Origin of the sequence: Aquabacterium sp. G14 (assembly GCF_037482285.1) — a bacterium.
Taxonomy (GTDB): domain Bacteria; phylum Pseudomonadota; class Gammaproteobacteria; order Burkholderiales; family Burkholderiaceae_C; genus Aquabacterium.
Window position 1 is genome coordinate 30,063 of record NZ_JBBEYB010000003.1, and the last position, 24,049, is coordinate 54,111.

Here is a 24,049-nt window from a genome sequence, read left to right on the forward strand (position 1 = left end):
ATCTGACAGGAGTCAACACATGAGTCACTTTCTTGACCGCTTGACCTTCTTCGCTCAACCCAAAGAAGAGTTTGCAGAAGGCCACGGCGTCACCACGGGCGAGGATCGCACCTGGGAAGACGCTTACCGCAACCGCTGGCAGCACGACAAGATCGTGCGCTCCACCCACGGCGTGAACTGCACGGGCTCCTGCTCGTGGAAGGTGTACGTCAAGGGCGGCATCGTCACCTGGGAAACCCAGCAGACCGATTACCCGCGCACCCGCGACGACCTACCCAACCACGAGCCCCGTGGCTGCGCCCGTGGCGCCAGCTATTCCTGGTATCTGTACAGCGCCAACCGAGTCAAGCACCCGATGGTGCGTGGTGAGTTGCTGAAGCATTGGCGTGCGGCACGTGCCGTCGCCAAGTCGCCGGTGGACGCATGGGCTGCTTTGATGAGCAACCCGGACACCCGTCGCAGCTGGCAAAAGGAGCGCGGCCTGGGTGGTTTCGTGCGCGCCAGCTGGGACGAGGTCAATGAGATCGTGGCGTCTTCCAACGTCTACACGATCAAGCAATACGGTCCGGACCGCATCATCGGCTTCTCGCCGATCCCGGCCATGTCCATGATCAGCTACGCCGCCGGTACGCGCTACCTGAGCCTGATCGGTGGCGTCGCCATGTCGTTCTACGACTGGTACTGCGACCTGCCGCCCGCCAGCCCGCAGATCTGGGGCGAGCAGACCGACGTGCCTGAATCGGCCGACTGGTACAACTCCAGCTACATCATCGCCTGGGGTTCGAACGTGCCCCAGACCCGTACCCCTGACGCGCACTTCTTCACCGAAGTGCGCTACAAGGGCACGAAGACGGTGGCGGTCACCCCCGATTACGCCGAAATCTCGAAGCTGGCCGACATTTGGATGCACCCGAAGCAGGGCACCGACTCGGCCGTGGCCATGGCCATGGGCCATGTGATCCTCAAGCAGTTCTACTTCGACAAGCGTTCGGCCTACTTCGACGACTACGCCCGTCGCTACACCGATCTGCCGATGCTGGTGATGCTCGACGAGCAAGATACCCCGGCTGGCAAGGCCCTGGTCCCCGGCCGCTACCTGCGCGCCAGTGACATGAGCGGCGACATCGGTGCCGGCACCAACACCGAATGGAAGACCCTGGCCTATGACGCCGACGGCTCCATCGTGGTACCTAACGGCTCCATTGGCTTCCGCTGGGGCGCCGCAGGCCGTGCCGACGAAGGCAAGTGGAACCTGGAAACCAAGGAAGGCGTGAGCGACCGTCTGGTCGGCCTGAAGCTGTCGGTGCTGGAAGATGCCGCCAAGGCTGAGAACCAGACGGCTGATGTCAACAAGGTGGCCTTCCCGTACTTCGGTGGCATCGACACCCCGAACTTCCCGAGCAACAAGCAAGGCGACATCCTGCTGCGCAATGTGCCCATGAAGCGCATCACCGTGCAGGACAAGAACGGCCGGACCCGCGACGTGTGGGTTGCCACCGTGTTCGACCTGCAGGTGGCCAGCTACGGTGTGCACCGCGGTCTGAAGAACGCCGCCGGTCAACTGGTGGACGATGGGGCGAAGTCGTTCGACGAGAACGTGCCTTACACCCCCGCCTGGCAAGAGCAGATCACCGGGGTGCCGCGCGCTCAGGTCATCACAGTGGCCAGCCAGTTCGCCGACAACGCCGACAAGACCAAGGGCAAGTCCATGGTCATCATCGGCGCGGCCATGAACCACTGGTACCACTGCGACATGAACTACCGCGGCATCATCAACATGCTGATGATGTGCGGCTGTATCGGTCAGAGCGGTGGCGGCTGGGCTCACTATGTGGGCCAGGAAAAGCTGCGTCCGCAAACCGGCTGGACCGCGCTGGCCTTCGCCCTGGACTGGTCGCGTCCGCCCCGTCAACAGAACTCCACCAGCTTTTTCTACGCCCATACCGACCAGTGGCGTTATGAAAAGCTGGGCGTGGAAGAGGTGCTCTCACCGCTGGCCGACAAGAGCCAGTTCGGCGGCAGCATGATCGACTACAACGTGCGCGCCGAGCGCATGGGCTGGCTGCCTTCGGCACCGCAGCTGCAGACCAACCCTCTGAAGGTCGTCAAGGACGCGCAGGCCAAGGGCATGGACCCCAAGGACTACGCTGTGGGTGCCCTGAAGGACGGTTCGCTCAAGCTGTCGTGCGAAGACCCGGACAACCCGCTGAACTGGCCGCGCAACATGTTCGTGTGGCGCTCCAACATCCTGGGCTCGTCGGGCAAGGGCCACGAGTACTTCCTCAAGCACCTGCTGGGCACCACCAACGGCGTGCAGGGCAAGGACCTGGGCGCGGGCGATGCCAAGCCGCAGGAAGTCAAGTGGCACGACCAGGCCCCCGAAGGCAAGCTGGACCTGCTGGTCACGCTCGACTTCCGCATGAGCACCACCTGTCTGTACTCCGACATCGTGCTGCCCACGGCCACCTGGTACGAGAAGAACGACCTCAACACGTCCGACATGCACCCCTTCATCCACCCGCTGTCCGCAGCGGTGGACCCGGCTTGGGAAGCGCGCTCTGACTGGGAGATCTACAAGGGCTTTGCCAAGACCTTCTCCGAAGTCTGCGTGGGCCACCTGGGCGCCGAGAAGGAAGTCGTGATGACCCCGATCATGCACGACACGGCCGCCGAAATGGCCCAGCCGTTCGACGTGCAGGACTGGAAGCGTGGCGAGATCGACCTGATCCCCGGCAAGACTGCGCCGCAGATCACCGTGGTCGAGCGCGATTACCCGAACACCTTCAAGCGCTTCACCTCGCTGGGTCCGCTGATGAACAAGCTGGGCAATGGCGGCAAGGGCATCGGCTGGAACACGGACGACGAAGTCCATGCGCTGGGCGACCTCAACGGCCGCGTGCGTGAGGAAGGTGTCAGCCAGGGCTTCCCGAAGATCGAGTCCGACATCGACGCCACCGAAGTGGTGCTGATGCTGGCGCCCGAGACCAACGGCCACGTCGCCGTCAAGGCCTGGGACGCCCTGAGCAAGCAGACCGGTCGGGATCACACCCACCTGGCCCTGCACCGCGAAGACGAGAAGATCCGTTACCGCGACATCCAGGCGCAGCCGCGCAAGATCATTTCCTCGCCGACCTGGTCGGGCCTGGAAAGCGAAAAGGTGTCGTACAACGCCGGCTACACCAACGTGCATGAGCTGATCCCATGGCGCACCTTGACCGGGCGTCAGCAGTTCTACATGGACCACGCCTGGATGCGCGCCTTCGGCGAAGGCTTCGTCTCCTACCGTCCGCCGGTTGACTTGAAGACCCTGCATGAAGTGCAGGATCGCAAGCCCAACGGCAACAAGGAGATTGCGCTCAACTTCATCACGCCGCACCAGAAGTGGGGGATCCACTCCACCTACACCGACAACCTGTTGATGCTCACGCTCAACCGCGGTGGCCCGGTGATCTGGCTGAGTGAAGACGACGCGAAGAAGGCCGGCATCGTGGACAACGACTGGGTCGAGCTGTTCAACACCAACGGCGCCATCGCGGCCCGTGCGGTGGTGAGCCAGCGCGTGAACCCCGGTATGGTCATGATGTACCACGCTCAGGAAAAGATCATCAACACCCCGGGCTCGGAGATCACCGGCACCCGCGGCGGGATCCACAACTCGGTGACCCGGATTGTGCTCAAGCCCACCCACATGATCGGCGGCTACGCCCAGCTGAGCTACGGCTTCAACTACTACGGGACCATCGGTACCAACCGTGACGAGTTCGTGGTGGTCCGCAAGATGAACAAGGTTGACTGGCTGGACGGTGAAGGTTCCGCCACCAGCGCACAAGGAGCACACGCATGAAAATCCGCGCTCAAATTGGCATGGTCCTGAACCTGGACAAGTGCATTGGTTGCCATACCTGCTCGGTGACCTGCAAGAACGTCTGGACCAGTCGCCCTGGCGTCGAGTACGCCTGGTTCAACAACGTCGAAACCAAGCCTGGCATTGGTTATCCCAAGGAATGGGAAAACCAGGACAAGTGGAATGGTGGCTGGGTGCGCAAGGCCAACGGCAAGATCGAGCCCCGCCAAGGCGGCAAGCTCAGCTTGCTGATGAAGATCTTCGCCAATCCGAATCTGCCTGAGATCGACGACTACTACGAACCCTTCACCTTCGACTACGAGCACCTGCAAAACGCGCCCAAGTCGAAGGCCGCGCCCACCGCGCGTCCCCGCAGCCTGATCACCGGTCAGCGCATGGAGAAGATCGAGTGGGGTCCGAACTGGGAAGAAATCCTGGGTGGCGAGTTCAGCAAGCGCAGCAAGGACAAGAACTTCGACGATGTCCAGAAGGACATTTACGGCCAGTTCGAAAACACCTTCATGATGTACCTGCCTCGCCTGTGCGAGCACTGCCTGAACCCCGCCTGCGTGGCATCGTGCCCTTCGGGCTCGATCTACAAGCGCGAGGAAGACGGCATCGTCCTGATCGACCAGGACAAGTGCCGCGGCTGGCGCATGTGCGTCTCGGGCTGCCCCTACAAGAAGATTTACTACAACTGGAAGTCGGGCAAGGCCGAGAAGTGCATCTTCTGCTACCCCCGCATCGAAGCCGGCCAACCGACGGTCTGCTCCGAAACCTGCGTGGGCCGCATCCGCTACCTGGGCGTGCTGCTGTATGACGCAGACGGCATCCAAGCCGCGGCCAGCGTCGAGCACGACCGTGACCTGTACCAGGCCCAACTCAACCTGTTCCTGGACCCGAACGATCCGAAGGTGATCGAGCAGGCTCGCAAGGACGGTATCCCAGAAGCCTGGCTGGTGGCTGCCCGCCACAGCCCTGTCTACAAGATGGCCGTGGACTGGAAGGTCGCTCTGCCGCTGCACCCCGAGTACCGCACGCTGCCGATGGTCTGGTACGTGCCGCCTCTGTCTCCCATCCAGGCTGCGGCCAACGTGGGCGACCTGGGCGTCAACGGTCAGATCCCTGACGTCAAGCAGCTGCGCATCCCGGTCAAGTACCTGGCCAACCTGCTGACTGCCGGCGACACCTTCCCGGTGACTCGCGCGCTGGAGCGCATGCTGGCGATGCGCGCTTACATGCGCAGCCGCCACGTGGACGGCGTCGAGAACAAGCAGGTGCTGGACCAGTTCGGGCTGGACAAGCACACCGTCGAGGACATGTACCACGTGATGGCCATTGCCAACTACGAAGACCGCTTCGTGATTCCGTCGGCTCACCGCGAGTACGCCGAGAACGCGTTCGACCTGCGTGGCGGCTGCGGCTTCTCGTTCGGCAACGGTTGCTCGGATGGCGCCAGCGAGGCCAGCCTGTTCGGTGGCACCAAGAAGCGCACCATTCCCATCAAGTCGGAGGTGTGAGCATGACGTCGTTTTTCCAACGTCAACCCGACGTCACACCCAGCTACACGCTGCGGGCCCTGGCCCATTTGCTGAGCTACCCCGGCGCCGAGCTGCGCGCCGTGGTGCCCGAGCTGCAGCAGGTGCTGGCCAATGAAGGTGCGGTGAGCGACCAGCGTCTGCTGGGCCTCAACAAGCTGCTCGGCACCCTGGTCAACCAGGACCCGTTTGCGGTGGAAGAGGCCTACGTCGAGCTGTTCGACCGGGGCCGCTCCACCTCGCTGCACCTGTTCGAGCATGTGCACGGCGACTCGCGCGACCGTGGCCCGGCCATGATCGACCTGATCAAGACCTATGAGCAGGCCGGCCTGATGCTGGACCCGAACAAGGTCGGCGGCGAGTTGCCTGACTACCTGCCCGTGGTGCTGGAGTTCGTCTCCACCTTGACAGCCGCGCAGATGCGCGACTTCATCGCTGAGATCGCCCACATCCTGAACGCGGTGCACACGGCACTGGTCAAACGCCAGAGCTTGTATGCCCACGTGCTGGCTGCGGTGCTGGAGATCGGCAAGCAGGACATCGAAACCGTGGCTGTGGTGGCCGAGGAAGACCTGGACGAGAGCTGGGCCGAGCCTGAAGCCTTTGCGGGCTGCAGCAGCAAAGGCCAGCAAAGCCCTGATCAGCCACAACCCATCCAGATCGTGCGGCGTTCCGCATCGACCCCCCAACGAGGAGCATCAGCATGAGCCTCTCTCATCAATTCATCTTCGGCATCTATCCCTACATCTGCGGCGCCCTGTTCATCTTGGGCAGCCTGATGCGCTTTGACCGCGAGCAGTACTCGTGGCGCAGCGAATCGAGTCAGATGTTGTCCACCGGCAGTCTGCGCGTGGGCTCCAACCTGTTCCACATCGGGATCATTGGCCTGTTCTTTGGTCACTTTGTGGGCATGCTGACGCCGCATTCGATCATCCACGCGCTGGGTGTGACGCCAGCACAGAAGCAGATGCTGGCCGTGGTGGCCGGTGGCATCTTGGGCACGATCGCCCTGATCGGCCTGATCCTGCTGATTCACCGTCGCCTGACCAACGCCCGTGTCCGTGCCACCTCGCGTGGCCGCGATTTCCTGGTGTTGTTCTGGATCCTGGCCACGCTGCTGCTGGGTCTGTCCACCGTGCCGCTGTCCGTGCAGCACAGCGACGGCGCCACCATGCTCAAGCTGATGTCGTGGGCGCAGCACCTGGTCACCTTCCAGGGCGATGCTCCCAGCTTCATCACCGACGTGTCGATCGTCTTCAAGATCCACATGTTCATGGGCATGAGCTTGTTCGCCATCTTTCCGTTCACCCGTCTCGTGCACGTGTGGAGCGGCTTCGCTTCGGTGGGCTACATCGCCCGTCCGTGGCAGGTCGTGCGCAGCCGCAAGATCGGTCTGAACAAGTAAGGGGTATCGGCATGATGAGCGTGAACCTTTCCACCGCGGGGGCACGCCCCCTGCGCGTCGGTGACGTGCTGCTGGCTGATGACATCGGCAGCCTGACAGAAGCCGAGTGCCGCCAGCGTGCCAGCCTGGAGTTGTTGCGCCAGGCGGCAATCGACGCCGGTCTGCTCTCGGCTGACGATCCACAGCCGGTTGAGGGCGTGATGTCCGAGGCAGCCGCCGAGGCCATCGACCTGTGGTTGGCGCAAAACCTGCGCGTGCCCGATCCCGATGAGGCGTCTTGCCGCCGGCATTACGCCGCCCATCCGTCGAAGTACGCGCTGGGTGAGCGTGTGCAGGCGCGCCACATCTTGTTCGCGGTCACGCCTGGCGTGGACGTGCAGGCGCTGCGTCAGCGTGCCGAGCAGGCCTTGCTGGACGTGCGTGCCGAGCCGCGTCGCTTTGCCGAGGTGGCCCGTGACCTGTCCAACTGCCCCAGCTCGACGCAGGGCGGTGATCTGGGATGGTTGCGTGCCGAGGACTGCGCACCCGAGTTTGCCCGCGAACTTTTCGGGCAAGATGAGGGTTCGGCCAATGTGGGGGTGCTGCCGCGTCTGGTGCACAGCCGCTTTGGTTTGCATGTCGTGGAGGTGCTGCAGCGCGACCCCGGTCAGATGCAGCCCTTCGAAGCCGTGCAAGAGGCGGTCGCCCAGTCTCTGCGTCAGCAGGTGTGGGTGACGGCCTTGCGCCAGGCCATGCAACTGCTGGCCGGCCGTTGGGAGGTCCACGGTGTGGATCTGGATGCTGCTGACTCACCCCTGCTGCAATAAGCCCATGGATGACGAACTGCTCAAGCGGATCCGCCGCTTCAGAACGGACTACTTTCCCCAGTATCAGGGGCAGTTCAAGGAGTTGGTTGAGCAGGGCCAGCACCCCACGATCCTGTTCGTGGGGTGTTCCGACTCCCGCCTTTTGCCTTACATGTTGACGGGGGCAGGGCCGGGTGAGTTGTTCATCGTGCGCAACGTGGGCGCATTGGTGCCACCCTACAACGGCCTGCACGGTTTGCATGGCACTGCAGCGGCCATTGAATACGCGGTGCTCAACCTGCATGTGAGCCACATCGTGGTGTGCGGGCACTCGCACTGCGGCGCCATGAAGGCGCTCTACGAAGAAATCTCTCCCGAAGCGCAGAACCTCAACGCCTGGCTGGACCTGGCCCGTGAAGCAGCTTTGCCTGTGCAGGTGACGCAGGAGGCCTTGCGCCGCACGGAGCAGCGCTCTGTGGTGCTGCAACTCGAGCGTCTGATGGAGTACCCGATGGTTCGCCAGCGGGTGGAAAAACGCCAGATCGCCCTGCATGGCTGGCATTACGTCATCGAAGAGGGCGAGATCCACGTCTTTGATGTCAAATCGGGCAAATTCGTCCCGGCCTCGGACGCGGAGCACAGCGGCACCGGCCCCTATCACGACATGGACGTCGACAGCAGCTCGATCTTCAACGAGGTCGATTCGTCCTGGTATCCGCCCTGCTGAGGGCCTAAGCCTTTAGAACGAGGGGATAACGAGCGTATCCTCCTTAAGGTGGGCTTTGCGCCGCATCAAATCCACGTCCGTGACTTATACCCAGAATCCACTGCAGCGAATTGGATTTGGAGGAAACAATCATGGTTTCACGTCGGCTGGATGTGGTGTCTTATCTGGGCAGTCAGGTTTTGTTTCAGAACATGCCTGAGGCGGAGTTGCAACGCATCGCCGCTGCATCCATCGTTCGTCGCTTGCCAAGAGGTACCGAGATCTTTGCAGCCGGCGATACCTGCGAAGGCCTCTACCTGGTGGTCGATGGCATGGTCAAGCTTTATGCCAAGGGTCCTCAAGGACATGAGAAGGTGATCGAGGTGGTGGGCGAGGGCGGGTGCGTGACCGAGGCACTCTTGTTCAGTGACTGCCCCCACAGTGTCAACGCCAGTGCGCTGAGCGACTTGCAGTTGGTCGAGGTGCCCAGGGCGGTGTTGATGTCGGAACTGAACCGCAGCCCGGAGTTGGCTTTGCGTTTCATCACGGACCTTTCTCGCAGGTTTACCGGTTTGGTGCGAGACATCGAAGCCCTGACCCTGCATTCCGGCATCAAACGCGTGGTGGACTATCTCGTGCATTCCCCCGACGTGGGCCAGGTACCCGCCTCTCAGCGCGACGCAACGGTGTCACTGCCAGCCAGCAAGGGCACCATCGCCTCGCTGCTCTCCGTCACGCCCGAGCATTTCTCTCGCATCCTGCACGAGTTGCAGGCCAACGGTCTGATTGCCGTGAACCGTCGGCAGATCCACATTCCGGATGTGCAGCGCTTGGCGTGTTACGGTTGATGCGTTGTTTCGCCCATGGCCTGAAGTTGTCGGAAACTTTAACAGTCACCTTGTCTTGAATACATTGATTGGGTGAAAACCATTAAAAATCAATGGGTTGAGGTGATGGCTTGATGTTTGCTTTGTCTTGTCCCGGGTGCTGATTGGATGCGCCCTCATTCAATGGATTAGGGATCAAGATGAACATGAAACAAGCGATTTTCGGCGGCAAGCTGTTCCAGGCTGCGACGCTGGCCCTGTTGATGACGGGTGGCGCAGCGCACGCCGCTCTGGTCACCATTCCTTCTTCGTCACTGCAAAGCTCGCCCGGCAAGTACACCGCTGGCGGCTATTACACCGACACGCTCGGTCCCAACATCGTCACCACCGGTGGTGGCAATGCTGCCAACGTGGGCAATGCCACGGGCCGCAATGATGATGGCTACATGGCGCTGAGCCTCGGTTTTGACGTGACCTTTTTCGGCACCACCTACAACAGTCTGTTCATCAACAACAACGGCAATGTCAGCTTTGGCGCTGGTATTTCGGCGTTCGAGCCTACCGGCCCGATCGGTGTCAGCGCACCGATGATTTCGCCATTCTTCAGTGATGTGGACACCCGCAACAGTGCTTCTGGCGTGGTTCACTACAACTTGACGGCGAACCAGTTGGTCGTAACCTGGGACAACGTCGGCCGCTACAACACTCTGGGTGCTCCGACGGACAGTTTCCAGCTCGTTCTGCGCGGTGATGATTACGTGGCGCCAACAGGAGAGGGCCTGATCGGTTTCTTCTACCAGACGATGGGGTGGTCGGCATCCCAAACCAATACCGTTGCAGCGGCTGGTTTTGGCGATGGGGCTGGAGAAGGTCAGGTCCTCGAAGGTTCGCTGGCCACTGACTTGCATCTGGTGCTCCAGAACAAGTACATCTGGTTTGACGCCAACCTGGATGTGGTCGATCCTGGGCAAGTGCCTGAACCCGCCTTGTTGTCTCTGATGGGCTTGGGTGTGTTGGGTGCTGGCTTGGCCTCGCGCCGCAAGCGTGCTGCCTGAGATTGGCGCTGCCTGCTTATGAAAGCCCCGACCATGTCGGGGCTTTTTTATTGCCGGACCGGCAGGATCTGCGTAGCCGTTCGGGCTGAAACTTCGCCGCACTAGAATGGGGCGCAATGGTCCATTGCATCTTACGGAGACCCCATGCTGTCCGAAGACAAAAAGCAGGAGTTCATCGCCGCGCTCACGGAGAAGATCCGCGCGAATGGTCAGTCTGAGGCGTGTCCGATGTGCGGCAATGAAAAGTTTCTGATGGTCGATGCCTGCCTGGTCAACGTGCTACAGCCCGACGTCAGGAGTGTCACCCTGACCGGCGCCTCCATCCCCACGCTGGCCATCATCTGTGACAACTGTGGCTATTTGAGCCAGCACGCCGTGGGCGCACTGGGTGTGTCGCCGACTTGAGTGGATGGGCTCAGGCCAGGGCCAGGGAAGCGTGTTCTGGCCGCAGTTTGAAGACGTCCACTGTTTGCACGAGGGTGTTGGACTGGCTTTGCAGTGACTGTGCTGCAGCAGCTGCCTGCTCCACCAGAGCGGCATTGCCCTGCGTCACCTGATCCATTTGGCCCATCGCCTGGTTGATTTGTTGAATGCCGGCGGACTGCTCTTCACTGGCTTGTGCGAGGGCGTCCATGATGTGCGCCACTTCGCTCACGCTGGTGACCACATCCTGCATGGTGCGGCCGGCCTGCTCCACGAGGCGGCAGCCTTGCTGTACGTCACCGACCGAGGATTCGATCAGCTTCTTGATCTCTTTGGCCGCGTCCGCAGAGCGCCCAGCCAGGCTGCGCACCTCGTTGGCGACCACGGCGAATCCACGTCCCTGTTCACCGGCCCGAGCAGCCTCCACGGCTGCATTGAGGGCCAGTAGATTGGTTTGGAATGCGATGCCATCGATCACGCTGATGATGTCGGCGATCTGGTTGGAAGAGGCGCTGATGGCTTGCATGGTGTGCACCACATCGTTGACGACCTTGCCGCCGCGATCTGCCACTTCGGCCGCGCTGGAGGCCACCACATTGGCGTGGCGTCCGTTGTCCAGGTTTTGCTGAACCGTGGCGGTCAGTTGCTCCAGAGAGGCTGCGACCTGTTGCAGCGAGCTGGCTTGTTCCTCGGTGCGTTGCGATAGGTCCAGATTGCCCATCGCTATTTGGCTGGTGGCGGTGGAGATGGTTTCCGAGCCGCGGCGCACGTTGTCGACGATGCCGACCAGGCTGTTGTTCATGGTTTGCAAGGCGGTGAGCAGTTGCCCCATCTCATCGTGCGACTGGATATCAACGTGTCCCGTGAGGTCGCCCTGGGCTACTTTCTGGGCCAGATTCACAGCCTGTGCAATCGGGCGCTGGATGGAGCGGGTGATGCGGTAGGCCGTGAGCGTGCCAATGGCCAAGGCGGCGCCTGTCAGGCTCAGGATCAGAATCAAAGCCGTGTCGATGGCTGACTGCGCGGCTTGACTGCGCTCGTTCATCAGCCGGCTTTGCAGAGCCGTGAGCGCGCTGATGGGGGCTTGCAACGCGTCGATGGCCGGCAGGGTGTCGTCGTTCATCACACGAACGGCTTCGTCATGCTGACCTTGGGCACGCAGTTCGCGTACACGGTTGAATGAGGCGACAAATGCCGTCCGTCGGGTTTTGATCTCTTGCATCAGGGCTTTGGCCTCAGGTCGGTACACCAACTCGTCCAGCGTCTGCATGGCGGCATCAATGCGCGCCCTGTTGTCGTTGATGGACTGATTGAGCTGGGCACGACGCTGTGGGTCGTCCGTGAGCAGGAGGGCCATTGTGTGGCGCGCGTTGGTGCGGGTGGTCGCGTCCACGAAGGCGGCGGCTTCCGATTTGCGCCATTCCACTTCCATGATTTGTTGGTTGTTCTCGCTGATGTGCTGAAACTGCAGGCCCGCGATGATGGCCGCCATGCCAAGCATGAGCAGCAGCATGCCGAAGCCGAGGGCCAGTCTCTGGCCAATGCTGAGGTGGAGGGATTTCATGGTGGCTTCCTTTCAGTGCCGGTCTGTCTCGGTGGGCGAGGCGGGAGCGGCCGGTGGGCGCGCGTGGCGCGCTGCGTACTGCATGTTCAGGGTGAGCACTTGATCCCTCAACTCGGACAGCAGGACATGGGCCTGCGCCTCATCGAAGTCAGTGCGGTAGACCTTCTTGACCCCCCGATGAGCCAGCTGGATGTGCACGGTAGGTGCCAGTCCGTGCTGGGCCAGCGATGCCTGCACACAGCTGAGCGCACATCCATCGATCGCGATGATGGGGCGACCTGTTTGCGCGGCTTCCTGGGCTGTCCGGACGAGTTTGGGCACATGTCCGCCGACACCGGCAATGCAAGACATCTCTGCGTTGCCCTCTCGGTCCAGCCGTACGGCGAGGTGATTGGCAAGTTGCGCGGCACTGGAGCAGCCTGAGCAGGCATACACCAGGGAGAGTTGTTCGTGTTCGCGAGCCATGGCGGGGACCGAATGGTTATCGGGTTCGGGTTAACGATGGGTGCACGGATGATGAGCTTGCGAGACGGATTTGTGGAGGGGTTTCGCTTGCAAAGCGGGCCTTTCTTGTCGTGCATCAAGACTGGCTGATCGGACGATGTGCTAAGGCCCCATCGTTCTTTGGAACGATGGGGTGCGCGGGTGAGGTCGTCCGGTCGGCTTGCTTTGCGGCATCTCAAAGTGGGGTGTGTGGGCTGTGCTCAGAATCCGGCCGGTGAATCGGATCAGGGTTTGCCCGTGGGGTGCGCGCGTCCGGTTGGAGATGAAAGGCTGGAGATGAATGCCACTCGAAGCCCGGAACTGGTGTGTCCGGCAGGGTCGCTGCGTTCGCTGCAACTGGCGGTGGATGCCGGTGCCGACGCGGTCTACATGGGCTTGAAAGATGCCACCAACGCACGCAATTTTGCGGGCTTGAACTTCGACCCAAGGCAGGCGAGACAGGGTGTGCAGTACGCGACCGACCGCGGTCGCAAGGTGCTGATGGCCCTGAACACCTATGCCCAGGCCGAGCAGCCGCAGCGCTGGTTCGATGCGGTGGACATGGCGGCTGACATCGGGGTCCACGCCCTGATCCTGGCCGACCCGGGGGTGATGGCCTATGCGCGGCGGGTGCATCCCGAGCTGCGCTTGCACCTGTCGGTACAGGCTTCGGCTACGAATTACGAGGCCATCGAGTTCTACCGTGAGCGCTATGGCATCCAGCGTGCGGTGTTGCCGCGCGTGCTGACGCTGTCTCAGGTGGCGCACCTGATTCGCAACACGAAGGTCGAGATCGAGGTCTTTGGCTTTGGCAGCCTGTGCGTGATGGTGGAAGGGCGCTGCGCGCTGTCCTCCTACGCCACGGGCCAGTCGCCCAACAACGCAGGCGTGTGCTCTCCGCCATCGGCGGTACGCTGGGACCAGTGCGGCGACCGGGTGGACGCGCGCCTGGGCGGCATCCTCATCGACCGCTTCGAGCCCGATGAGCCGCGCGGCTATCCGACGCTGTGCAAGGGCCGTTTCGATGTGGACGGCACGGTGGACTACGCCATCGAAGAGCCGACCAGCTTGAATACCCTGGGCATCCTGCCCGAACTGATGCAAGCAGGCGTGTCGGCCATCAAGATTGAAGGGCGCCAGCGCAGTGCAGCCTATGTGGAGCAGGTGACGCGCACTTGGCGGCAGGCCATTGACGCGTGCAAGGCACAGCCCGAGCGTTACTCGGTGCAGCCCGCCTGGACGACCGCCCTGGGCCGCCTGGCCGAGGGGCAGCAGCACACCTTGGGCGCCTTCTCGCGCCCCTGGCAATGAGGCGAGAGAACGATGAGCATGTTCCAACTGAGTGTGGGGCCGGTGCAGTATTACTGGTCCCGAGATACCTTGACGGCGTTCTATGCCGAGGTGGCCGATTCGTCGGCGCACACGGTGTGCCTGGGCGAGGTGGTGTGTTCGCGCCGGCATGAGATGAAGCCGGAAGACTGGCTGGCCTTGGCGCGTGAGCTGAAATCGGCAGGCAAGGAGGTCGTGATCGGCACCCAGGCCCTGCTGGAAACCGAAGCCGAGTTGCGCAGCCTGCGCCGCTGGGTGGAGCAGGGCGACTTCATGCTGGAGGCCAATGACACCGCGGCCGTGCGCCTGCTGGCCGGGCACACGCCCTGGGTGATCGGCCTGCATGTGAACGTGTACAGCGCCCCGTCTTTGGCCGAGTACGCGGCCCTGGGCGCCACGCGCTGGGTGGCGCCGGTGGAGATGTCCTTGCCCGACGTCGGCAAGGTCTGCCCGCCCGGCTCGGCGGTGCAAAGCGAGGTGTTTGCCTTCGGACGCATGCCGCTGGCCCTGTCGGCGCGGTGCTTCACGGCGCGCCACCATCATCTGCAGAAGGACCACTGTGAGTTCCGTTGCATGGACGACCCCGATGGTCTGGCCCTGCGCACACGCGAGGGGCAGGACTTCCTCACGCTCAATGGCATCCAGACCCAGTCGGGCACGGTGCAGTGCCTGCTGGGTGAGCGCGAGGCCTTGCAGGCTGCGGGCGTGGAGCGCTTGCGCCTGTTGCCCACCTCACAGGACTTTGCCGAGGTCCTGCGTCAGTTCGATGCCGTGATGAACCACGGTGCCCCCAGCGCTGAGGCGATCGAGGCGATTCGCTCGCTGCGCATGCCGGGGCCTTTGTCCAATGGGTACGCCCGGTCCCAGCGCCCGGGCATGGTGTGGATCAACTCATGAAACAGATTCTGCGTGAAGTCGTGCGGCGCCTGCCGGTATGGCCGCCTTCCATGGTGATGGCGCAGGCGCTCAACCGACTGTGGTGGCCCTTGGTGGACGAGACCACCCGGGCCGAACTCTCTGGCCGTGTGGTGGAACTCGTGGTGGACGATCTGGGCATCACCTGCCGCTTGCAGGCGGGGCCGCGGGGCCTGTCACCGGCCTCGGCAGGGCAGCCTGTGGCGCTGCGTCTGAAGGCCACCGCTCAGGTCTATTGGCGACTGCTGCAAGGGCAGGATGATCCGGATACGCTGTTCTTCGATCGGAGGATGGTCATGGAGGGGGACACGGAGTATGGTCTCCTCCTCAAGAACACGTTGGACGCCGTGGGCCCACCTCGTTGGCCGTTTGCCGGGCGCCCGAACACGCACCATGCCCGCTGACAAGCCGAATCGCCCCGTCATTCCTCTCAAAGCCCAGGCGGCTGCACCTTCGACCCCGACGCCTGCGCAAGCTCGTGCGCAGGCAAAGCTGCACCCTGCGCCGTGGCGCTGGGCCTTGCTGCTGCATGCGCCGCACCGCCTGGCGTTTGCCAGCGCGGTGGCCGTGATGACCCTGGCCAGCTTGTGGTGGTGGCTGGTGATGGCCGGGCGGGGCACCGGGGCCTTTCACATGCCCATGGTGGTGCCCGAGACCTTTGTGCACGCGCTCTTGATGAGCTTTGGCTTCATGCCCTTGTTCTTCACGGGTTTTCTGTTCACGGCTGGCCCCAAGTGGCTGCGGATGCCGGAGGTGAGTGCGCGGCAGGTGCTGCTGGGCGTGCTGACCATGGTCATAGGCTGGGCGGGGCTGTTGGTGGGCGCTTATGTGCACCACCGTCTGGCCGCGTTGGGTGTGGGGGTGGCCACCTTGGGCTGGGCGATGCTGTCGGGCCGCTTTGTGGGCATGGTGCAGCGCAGTCCGGCACCGGATCGCCTGCATGCCAGCTTGATTGCCGCCGCCAGCGTGGTCGGCCTGTTGTGCCTGATGGCCGCTGCCGTGGGCCTGTCTACTCAGGCTTATCTGATGGTGCGCGTGGCCGCGCTGCTGGGCTTGTGGCTCTTCATCGTGCCGGTGTATGTGGTGGTGGCTCACCGCATGATTCCGTTCTTCTCGGCCTCGGCCGTGCCCAGCCTGGACGCCTGGCGTCCCAACTGGCTGCTGTGGACCATGTTGGGCATGGTCGTGCTGCAAGGCGGCTGGGTGTGGGCGGAGGCACGCAGCCTGGCGATGCCTTCCAGGCTGTGGATGCTGCGCTTTGGCACGGCCCTGGTCTCGGGCGTGCTGATTCTGGCGCTGGCGGTGCGCTGGGGGCTGTGGCGTAGCCTGCGCAACCGCTTGTTGGCCATGCTGCATCTGGGCTTCGTCTGGCTGGGTGTGGCCTTCTGCCTCGACGCCTTCACCGTGTGGATGCGCGCCCAGGGCGCAGACATCCCGACCTTGCTGCCGCTTCACGCTTTGACCATGGGCTTCCTGGGCAGTGTGCTGCTGGCCATGGTCACCCGCGTGAGTTGCGGACACAGCGGGCGTGTGCTGGCCGCTGACAGCATGGCCTGGGGCCTGTTCTGGAGCTTGCAACTGGCAACGCTGACCCGGTTGGCGGCCACGCTCTGGCCCGCACACGCCAACACGCTGTTATTGGCTGCCGCTTCGTTGTGGCTGCTCACCCTGGGGGCGTGGAGCGCGCGTCACTGGCGCTGGTATGGCCAACCGAGGGTGGATGGCCGCCCCGGTTGAGTGCAGGTGCCCACCTGCACTGAGCGTCGCGACGGATCAAACGGCGAAATCGGACGCACCGTCATCCTGAGCACTGCGACCGGACAAACCATATCGCGGGCAAAATAGGGCTCGACTTCAGGATCGTTACGCTCACGGCTGGTGGACGTCATGTCTTGATCTCTTGAGAAACGCCTACACAAAAGCTGCCGATGTCTCTACGCGCGTTGCGCACCCTGGTTGCCATAGCCCAGCACGGGTCCTTTGTCCGCGCGGCTGAGGCGGTCTGCCTCACTCAGTCGGCGGTCAGTCTGCACGTCCGAAGCCTCGAAGAGGACTTCCATGCGGCCTTGTTTGACCGTACCCGGCGCGTTCCCGTCTTGACCGAAGCGGGCCATCGTGCCGTAGAGCGCGCGCGCGAAATTCTTGCCCTATACGATGGGATTGCCTCAGAGCTGGGTGACCAGGGCGAGCTCGCCGGTCGCCTGCGGATGGGCGCCATTCCGACAGCGTTGGCGGGCCCCTTGCCTGCTGCCCTCGCTGCGTTGCGAAAGGCCTACCCCAGGTTTCGCGTCATGGTGAACTCCGGGATGTCTGCAGAACTGGCGATTCGGATCGATGCGGGAGAGTTGGACGCAGCGGTCACGACCGAGCCGGTGAAACCCCATCCAGCAGGATTGGCCAGCACGCCTCTGTACCAAGAGGGCTTCTGGATTGTCGCGCCGACCGGGATGGAGAGCCACGACGCCAGAAGTCTGCTCCGCGAGAACGCTTTCATCCGGTTTGATCGTCGATCTTGGGCGGGACGAAAGATCGATGCCGAGTTGCGGCGCATGCGGCTGCCAGTGCAAACCGACATGGAGTTGGACAGTCAGGACGCCATCGTTCAGATGGTCGCTTCCGGTCTTGGCGTCGCCGTCATCCCGCTCTCGCAGCGTGAGCGGGCCAGGTTACCGGAGCTGACTTGCATCCCGTTCGCGTCCCCTCAGGCGAAACGCACGGTGGTGCTGCTGGAGCGAGAGGACCGGCCTGCTGGTCGCCTCGCCGCCGCCTTGGCCGCAGCGATCCGAGTGCAAGCTGGCGACGAAGCCATCCATGAGGAAAAATCAAGCTAATCGACATTTAATATCGATTTTCTTTATCAAAGGGGCTCGTTATCGTAGCGCCATGTTCCTCATGACAGGTGCGCCATGCCCTCCCACACTGCCCTGCGATCGCCCACTCTCCTGATGGCCCGCCATGCCGCGGCGATGCCGGCCGAAAGGGGCAAGAGGCTTGTCGCCAAGCAGGAGGTCACCGCATGATCACCAGTCTCCTGTTGGCGCTTGCCCCGATCGCCTTGCTGTTTGCCCTCGGCACCGGGCTTCGGCGCAGCCATTTCCTGGCCGAGACGTTCTGGCCGCAGGCCGAGCGCCTGGGCTACTACGTTTTGCTGCCCTCGCTGTTTCTGCATGGTCTGGCAACGGCACGCATGGATGGCGTGCCTGTCTGGGCCATGGTGGCGACCTTGGTCTCTTCGACGGTGTTCGTTGCCGCGACGCTCGTGGGGCTCAGACGCCGGCTCGCGGTCGACGACCCCGCGTTCACGTCTGTGTTTCAAGGTGGCGTACGGTTCAACAACTACGTGGGTGTGTCGGCGGCGGCAGGCATTCTGGGTACACAGGGCGTTGCGCTGGCGGCGGTTGCCAACGCGACGATCGTGCCGACCGTCAATGTCCTGTGCGTGCTCGTTTTTGCACGTTATGGCAGCCAAGGACGGCTGTCGGCGAAGAAGGTCGCACGGCAACTCGCGACGAACCCGCTGGTGGTGGCCTGCGTGGCAGGCATCACTTTGCAGGTCTCTGGCGTGAGCCTGCCCCCGATGATGGAGCCCGTGTTGAGAGCCCTGGGGCTGGCATCGTTGCCGCTTGGACTGCTCTGCCTGGGTGCTGCGCTGGACTTCTCGGCTGCAAAGCGCTGGCTGCGCCCCGTGGGGGTGTCGTCAGTGGCCAAGTTCGGCCTGATGCCGCTCGCAACGCTGCTGGCCTGCCATGCCTTTGGCCTGGGTGGGCCGGCGGCCATGGCTGCACTGCTGTTCCAGACCCTTCCAACGGCTTCGTCGTCCTACATCATGGCCAGGCAACTCGGTGGAGACGCCCCTTTGATGGCGGGGATTGTGGCGGTTCAAACCCTGCTCGCTGCGATCGCGATGCCACTTTCCGTATGGGGGCTCTCGGGGTTCACGCATGCCGCATGACGCACGGCATCGCATCTCCTGCTGCCGATCAAGACCAGTGACTTCATGAGGATGCTTAGGGTCGAAGGCTGCCGTCCCAGGGGCAGCACGACCGGCGGCTCCCAGCCTGAAACTGCCCGGATTTTGCGCTCTAAGGTGCTTGTTTGCTTTGGATCGGGCAAACCCTGGGGCGCCTGAGACGCCTGTCTGACACGTGGTATTCCTGCGCGACAGACCGCTTGAATCCGCAGGACGGCATCTGATCTACTTCAATGTCCGAGCATTTTGCTGGGTCGATCATGACCTGAACGAACCAGCAAAGTGACGACCATGAAGTTCTCCCTCCATCCCTATCGCGGTTTCATCTTGGGCGCTGTGGTGTCCGCGTTGACGGTGTCTGGCGCCTGGGCCACCTGGGGTGCCTTGCGCTCCGAGGAGGCGGCCCCGAAGATCGTCTCCGGCAACGGTCGACTGGATGTGCAACGCATCGAGATCGCCACCAAGTTCCCGGGCCAGGTGCAAAGCATCGCCGTGCACGAGGGGGACATGGTCAAGGTGGGCGACATGATCGCGCAGATGGACACCACCGACCTGCAACGCCAGCTTGATGGGGTGGTGGCCATGCGCCAGCGTGCAACCCAGGCCATGGCCCGCGCGCAAGGCGAGGTGCGCGTGCAAAGCCTCAAGGCCAAAGTGGCGCAGATGGACTATGACAACGCCGTGCGGATGCGCGACGACACGCTCATCTCCGAATCCGAGCTCATGAAGCGCCAGGCCCAGCGTGATGGCGAATCCAGCGGGGTCAGCATTGCAACCGCCGCAGTGGGCGAGGCCAAAGCCGCCCAGGCCGAAGCCGAGGCCGGCATCGAGCGCCTGAAGAACGCGATTGCCGACCACACGCTCAAAGCACCGGTGGCGGGCCGCATCGAATACCGCGTGGTCGAGCCGGGTTCCGTCATCCCGGCCGGAGGGCGTGTGGCGACGCTGGTGGACACCTCACAGGTCCACATGACCATCTTCCTGCCCACCAAGGTAGCCGGCCAGGTCCGCGTGGGTGATGAGGCCCGCATCGTGCTGGACGCCGCACCCGATCTGCGCCTGCCGGCGAAGGTCAGCTTCGTGTCGGCCGATGCCCAGTTCACGCCCAAGCACGTCGAGACCGCCAGCGAGCGCGAAAAGCTGAGCTTCCGCGTGAAGCTGTCGCTGTCGCCCGAGGTGGCCTTGGCCCATGCGGGTCTGCTCAAAGGGGGCCTGACCGGCAACGGTTTCGTGCGCTTGAGCGAGCCGCCCGCCAGCATCGACAGCAAGACCGCCGACGCCCGCACCGCCAGCGCCTGGTGAGCCGCTCATGCAGTCCGCGATCATCGTCGAGTCGGTGAGCCATGCCTACGACGGCAAACCGGCGCTGGATCAGGTCAGCCTGACGCTGCCCATGGGCAAGACCGTCGGCCTCGTGGGGCCGGACGGGGTGGGCAAGTCCACCTTGCTGGGGCTCATGGCAGGTGTCAAGAAACTGCAGTCCGGTCGCTTGACCGTGCTGGGTGGGGATGTGGCCGATGCTGCCTTTCGCCGTGAACTGGCGCCCCGCGTGGCCTACATGCCGCAGGGCCTGGGCCGCAACCTGTACCGCTCGCTCTCCGTCTACGACAACATCGATTTCTCGGCGCGCCTCTTCGGGGTACCGTCGGCCGAGCGTGACGCGCGCATTCAGCGCCTGATGCGTGCCACCGCGCTCGACCCTTTCCATACCCGTCCGGCCGGCAAGTTGTCGGGCGGCATGAAGCAGAAGGTCTCGCTGTGCGCCGCCCTGGTGCACAACCCCGACCTGCTCATCCTCGACGAACCCACCACGGGCGTGGACCCCTTGTCGCACCGGCAGTTCTGGGCACTGGTCGAGAGCCTGCGCACCGAGCGCCCACACATGACCGTCCTGGTCGCCACCGCCTACATGGAAGAGGCCGAGCGCTTTGACCACCTCGTCGCCATGGACGAGGGTCGCGTGCTGGTGTGCGCGCCCACCATCGGCGTGCTGGAGCAGACCCGCTCGGCCAGCCTGGAAGAGGCCTACATCAAGCTCTCCCGCAAGGGTGATACCGCGCCGCTGCTGATCCCGCCTTTGCCCGCACACGACGGACCACCCGCGATGGAGGCCGAAGGCCTGACCCGTCGCTTTGGCGACTTCGTGGCTGCCCGCGACGTGAGCTTCTGCATCCCCCGCGGCGAGATCTTCGGCTTCCTGGGCTCCAACGGCTGCGGCAAGACCACGACCATGAAGATGCTCACCGGCCTGCTCGACATCACCGAGGGCTCGGCGCGGCTGCTTGGCAAGCCAGTGGATGCGTCCGATCTGCGCACCCGCCTGCACATCGGCTACATGTCGCAGCTCTTCTCGCTGTACGAAGAGCTGTCCGTGCGCCAGAACCTGCAACTGCACGCCCGCCTGTACCGGATGGACCCGGCCACCGCCGACCAGGCCATCGAGGGTTCGCTCGACACCTTCGAGCTGCGCCCCTACGCCGAGACCATGCCGGCCAGCCTGTCGCTGGGCATCCGTCAGCGCCTGCAGCTGGCCGCCGCCTGTCTGCACAAGCCCGAGGTGCTGATCCTCGACGAGCCCACCTCCGGCGTGGACCCGGCCGCCCGCGACATGTTCTGGCGCCACATGATCCGCCTGTCACGGGAGGAGGGCGTCACGCTCTTCGTCTCCACCCACTTCATGAACGAGGCCCAGCGCTGCGACCGCATCTCGCTGATGCACCGCGGCCGCGTGCTGGCCGTGGGCAAGCCGGACGAACTGTGCGTGGAGCGGGGGTGCGAAACGCTGGAGCAGGCCTTCATCGACTACCTGGAGGCCGATCAGGAGGCCGAGCACCTGCCGCACACGCCCATCGAGCACGACCCGCTGGACGCCCCGCTCACCCCGCCTGCATCGACCAGCAAGCCGCCGTCGGCCGCCACCCTGTGGTTCAGCCGCATGTGGGCCTTTGCCCAGCGCGAGGCCATGGAGCTGCGCCACGACAGCATCCGCCTGGCCTTCGCCATCATCGGCCCCATCATCGTCTTGTGCGCCGCCACCTGGGGTCTGAGCTTCGACGTGGAAGACATCCGCTTCTCGGTGCTCGACCGTGACCAGAGCACCGACAGCCGCCGCTTCGTCGAGCACTTCGCCGGCTCACCTCACTTTGTCGAGCAGGCCCCCCTGAGCGACACCCAGGAGATCGACGCCCAATTGCGCTCCTCCCAGTCCTGGCTGGTGATCGACGTGCCCCCGGGTTTCGGCCGTGACCTGATCGGGCAGAGACAGCCCGAAGTTGGCTTCTATGTCGATGGCGGCAGCCTCGTGCGCGCCGCTCACACCGTCAATTCGATCAAGGCCGTGGCCATCGAGCACGCCGTGCAACTGGCCCGGTCCACCCCCGGCGCCGAGACCCCCACGGTGCCGATCACCGTCGCCCCGCGCATGGCCTACAACCCCTCGTACCAAAGCATCTTCGTGTTTGGCCCCAGCAACCTGATGCTGGCCCTGACGCTGATCCCGGCCATGCTCACCGCCCTGGGCGTGGTCCGCGAAAAGGAAATGGGCACCATGGTCAACCTCTACGCCTCACCCGGCGCCATCAGCGAGTTCCTGGTCGGCAAGCAACTGCCCTATGTGGCGCTGACCCTGTTGAGCTACCTCACCCTGGTGGCCGTGCTCATCTGGGGCCTGGGCGTGCCGCTCAAGGGCAGCTTCCTGGCGCTCACGCTGGGCGCCACGGCCTACGCCTTCGCCATCACCGCCATGGGCCTGCTGATCTCGGCCTTCGTGCAAACACAGGTGGCCGCGCAGTTCCTCACCGCGATCCTGTGCGTGATCATCACCACCAACTTCGCCGGCGTGCTCAGCCCCGTCTCCACGCTCGACGGCGTCAACTTCTACATCGCCCAGGGCTTCCCCGCTTCGTGGTTCCAGAAGGTGAGCCTGGGCGTGTTCACCAAGAACTGGCAGCTGCAGTGGCAGACCCTGGGCGTGGCCTGCGTGGTGATGATGGGCTTTGCGGTGGCCTACCTCAGCGCGGCGCGCCTGTTCGTGCGCAAGCAGGAGCGTTGACATGATCTGGTTCCTCAACGTCTTCCACCTCAGCCTCAAAGAGCTGCGCTGCGTGCTGCGCGACCGCACCATGATGGGCGCCATCCTCATCTCCTTCACGGTCGCCGTCTACGTGGTGGCCGTGGGCGCCAAGGCCGACGTCACCCACGTCACCATCGGCATCATCGACCACGACCAGTCCGGCCTGTCCCAGCGCATCCGCGCGGCCTTGCAGCCCCCCATGTTTCAGACGCCGGTGGACCTCACGCCCACAACCGCGCAAGCTGCCATGGACGAGGGCCGCTACCTCTTCATCCTCGACATCCCACGGCAGTTCGAAGCCGACATCCACGGCCAGCGCCCCACCACCGTGCAGCTCACCGTGGACGCCACCGCCATGGCTCAGGCTCAGCTCGGCATCGCCTACATCACCGAAATCGTGCTGCGCGAAGCCCTCAGCGAGTTCAAGGTCGACAGCTTGGACAAGCGCCTGCCCACCCGGCAGGTGGTGCACGTGCTCTACAACCCCAACACCACCACCAGCTGGTTCACCTCGGTCATGCAGCTCATCAACAACGTGACCGTGCTGTCGGTGGTGCTGGTGGGCGCAGCGGTCATCCGCGAGCGCGAGCGCGGCACCATCGAACACCTGCTGGTCATGCCGGTGCGCCCCAGCGAAATCGCCGTGGCCAAGATCGCCGCCAACGGCCTGGTCATCCTGATGGCCGTGGCCGTCTCGGTGCTGGCCATCATCGAAGGCGTGCTCGGTGTGCCCATCGAAGGCTCGGTGGGCCTGTTCCTGCTGGGCACCGGGCTCTACCTGTTCTCGCTGACCGCGCTCGGCATCCTGCTGGCCACGGTGGCGGCTTCCATGCCGCAGTTCGGCCTGCTGGCCGTGCCCGTCTTCGTGATCATGTACATGCTCTCGGGCTCGGCCACGCCCTTCGAGAACATGCCGATGTGGTTGCAGCACCTGATGCAGCTCTCGCCCTCCACCCACTACGTCCAGCTCACCCAGGGCATCTTGTACCGGGCCGCCGGGGTAGACATCGTCTGGCCTCAGATGCTGGCCGTGGGTGGCATCGGCATCGCCTTCCTGGCGCTGGCGCTGATGCGCTTTCGCTCCATGCTCGCCCGTCAGGACTGACCCCTCTCTCTTGTTTGATCGGAGTGAC

The 24,049-nt window shown here is 63.6% G+C and carries 20 protein-coding genes; 18 read left to right on the forward strand and 2 right to left on the reverse strand.

Annotated elements, in window-relative coordinates:
• The first annotated feature begins 19 nt into the window (after nt 1–19).
• From WIT60_RS04580 to WIT60_RS04620, 9 genes are all read left to right on the forward strand, one after another.
• Nucleotides 20–3,844 (forward strand): nitrate reductase subunit alpha, encoded by a 3,825-nt coding sequence (locus tag WIT60_RS04580; RefSeq protein WP_339582772.1) that lies wholly within the window; start codon nt 20–22, stop codon nt 3,842–3,844.
• Entirely contained in the window at nt 3,841–5,364 is a 1,524-nt protein-coding gene (gene narH, locus WIT60_RS04585; protein WP_339582773.1) for a nitrate reductase subunit beta, read from the forward strand. Before WIT60_RS04580 ends, narH begins: the two co-directional genes overlap by 4 nt.
• Before the next feature lie 2 nt (nt 5,365–5,366).
• The gene (gene narJ / locus WIT60_RS04590; RefSeq protein ID WP_339582774.1) at nt 5,367–6,089 is read left to right on the forward strand and encodes a nitrate reductase molybdenum cofactor assembly chaperone; all 723 of its coding nucleotides are present in this window, start codon (nt 5,367–5,369) and stop codon (nt 6,087–6,089) included.
• A complete protein-coding gene (gene narI, locus WIT60_RS04595) occupies nt 6,086–6,787 on the forward strand; it encodes a respiratory nitrate reductase subunit gamma (protein WP_339582775.1) in 702 nt (233 codons plus the stop codon). The genes narJ and narI overlap by 4 nt, the downstream gene beginning before the upstream one ends.
• Before the next feature lie 14 nt (nt 6,788–6,801).
• Nucleotides 6,802–7,593 carry a peptidylprolyl isomerase gene (locus tag WIT60_RS04600; protein WP_445207650.1) on the forward strand — a complete coding sequence of 264 codons (792 nt, stop codon included), beginning with the start codon at nt 6,802–6,804 and terminating at the stop codon, nt 7,591–7,593.
• A 4-nt stretch (nt 7,594–7,597) separates the two neighbouring features.
• A complete protein-coding gene (locus WIT60_RS04605; protein ID WP_339582776.1) occupies nt 7,598–8,299 on the forward strand; it encodes a carbonic anhydrase in 702 nt (233 codons plus the stop codon).
• Between the two features lie 131 nt (nt 8,300–8,430).
• Nucleotides 8,431–9,126, forward strand: coding sequence for a Crp/Fnr family transcriptional regulator (locus tag WIT60_RS04610; RefSeq protein WP_339582777.1), 696 nt, complete (start codon nt 8,431–8,433; stop codon nt 9,124–9,126).
• A 179-nt stretch (nt 9,127–9,305) separates the two neighbouring features.
• Complete coding sequence (locus tag WIT60_RS04615) at nt 9,306–10,160, forward strand: nidogen-like domain-containing protein (RefSeq protein WP_339582778.1); 855 nt, start codon at nt 9,306–9,308, stop codon at nt 10,158–10,160.
• Nucleotides 10,161–10,304: 144 nt separating this feature from the next.
• Nucleotides 10,305–10,565: a hypothetical protein gene (locus WIT60_RS04620; RefSeq protein WP_339582779.1), complete on the forward strand. Its 261-nt coding sequence runs from the start codon at nt 10,305–10,307 to the stop codon at nt 10,563–10,565.
• Between the two features lie 10 nt (nt 10,566–10,575).
• Here WIT60_RS04620 and WIT60_RS04625 read toward each other — a convergent pair whose 3' ends face one another.
• A complete protein-coding gene (locus tag WIT60_RS04625; protein WP_339582780.1) occupies nt 10,576–12,147 on the reverse strand; it encodes a methyl-accepting chemotaxis protein in 1,572 nt (523 codons plus the stop codon).
• A gap of 12 nt (nt 12,148–12,159) precedes the next feature.
• A complete protein-coding gene (locus WIT60_RS04630; RefSeq protein WP_339582781.1) occupies nt 12,160–12,612 on the reverse strand; it encodes a putative zinc-binding protein in 453 nt (150 codons plus the stop codon).
• A 315-nt stretch (nt 12,613–12,927) separates the two neighbouring features.
• On the opposite strand from WIT60_RS04630, the gene ubiU reads away from it, so the two are divergent.
• The 9 genes from ubiU to WIT60_RS04675 all read left to right on the forward strand — a co-directional run bounded on the left by ubiU (nt 12,928) and on the right by WIT60_RS04675 (nt 24,021).
• Nucleotides 12,928–13,941 carry a ubiquinone anaerobic biosynthesis protein UbiU gene (ubiU, locus tag WIT60_RS04635; RefSeq protein ID WP_339582782.1) on the forward strand — a complete coding sequence of 338 codons (1,014 nt, stop codon included), beginning with the start codon at nt 12,928–12,930 and terminating at the stop codon, nt 13,939–13,941.
• Between the two features lie 12 nt (nt 13,942–13,953).
• Entirely contained in the window at nt 13,954–14,856 is a 903-nt protein-coding gene (locus WIT60_RS04640) for a U32 family peptidase (protein ID WP_339582783.1), read from the forward strand.
• A complete protein-coding gene (ubiT, locus tag WIT60_RS04645; RefSeq protein WP_339582784.1) occupies nt 14,853–15,278 on the forward strand; it encodes a ubiquinone anaerobic biosynthesis accessory factor UbiT in 426 nt (141 codons plus the stop codon). The genes WIT60_RS04640 and ubiT overlap by 4 nt, the downstream gene beginning before the upstream one ends.
• Entirely contained in the window at nt 15,268–16,611 is a 1,344-nt protein-coding gene (locus tag WIT60_RS04650) for an NnrS family protein (RefSeq protein ID WP_339582785.1), read from the forward strand. Before ubiT ends, WIT60_RS04650 begins: the two co-directional genes overlap by 11 nt.
• Nucleotides 16,612–16,802: 191 nt before the next feature.
• Entirely contained in the window at nt 16,803–17,705 is a 903-nt protein-coding gene (locus WIT60_RS04655; RefSeq protein WP_339582786.1) for a LysR family transcriptional regulator, read from the forward strand.
• Between the two features lie 185 nt (nt 17,706–17,890).
• Nucleotides 17,891–18,826 (forward strand): AEC family transporter, encoded by a 936-nt coding sequence (locus tag WIT60_RS04660; protein WP_339582787.1) that lies wholly within the window; start codon nt 17,891–17,893, stop codon nt 18,824–18,826.
• 309 nt (nt 18,827–19,135) lie between these two features.
• Nucleotides 19,136–20,146, forward strand: a complete 1,011-nt coding sequence (locus WIT60_RS04665; protein WP_339582788.1) for an HlyD family secretion protein — start codon at nt 19,136–19,138, stop codon at nt 20,144–20,146.
• A 7-nt stretch (nt 20,147–20,153) separates the two neighbouring features.
• Nucleotides 20,154–22,895, forward strand: coding sequence for a ribosome-associated ATPase/putative transporter RbbA (gene rbbA / locus WIT60_RS04670; RefSeq protein ID WP_339582789.1), 2,742 nt, complete (start codon nt 20,154–20,156; stop codon nt 22,893–22,895).
• Between the two features lies 1 nt (nt 22,896).
• Nucleotides 22,897–24,021 (forward strand): ABC transporter permease, encoded by a 1,125-nt coding sequence (locus WIT60_RS04675; protein WP_339582790.1) that lies wholly within the window; start codon nt 22,897–22,899, stop codon nt 24,019–24,021.
• Nucleotides 24,022–24,049: the final 28 nt, after the last annotated feature.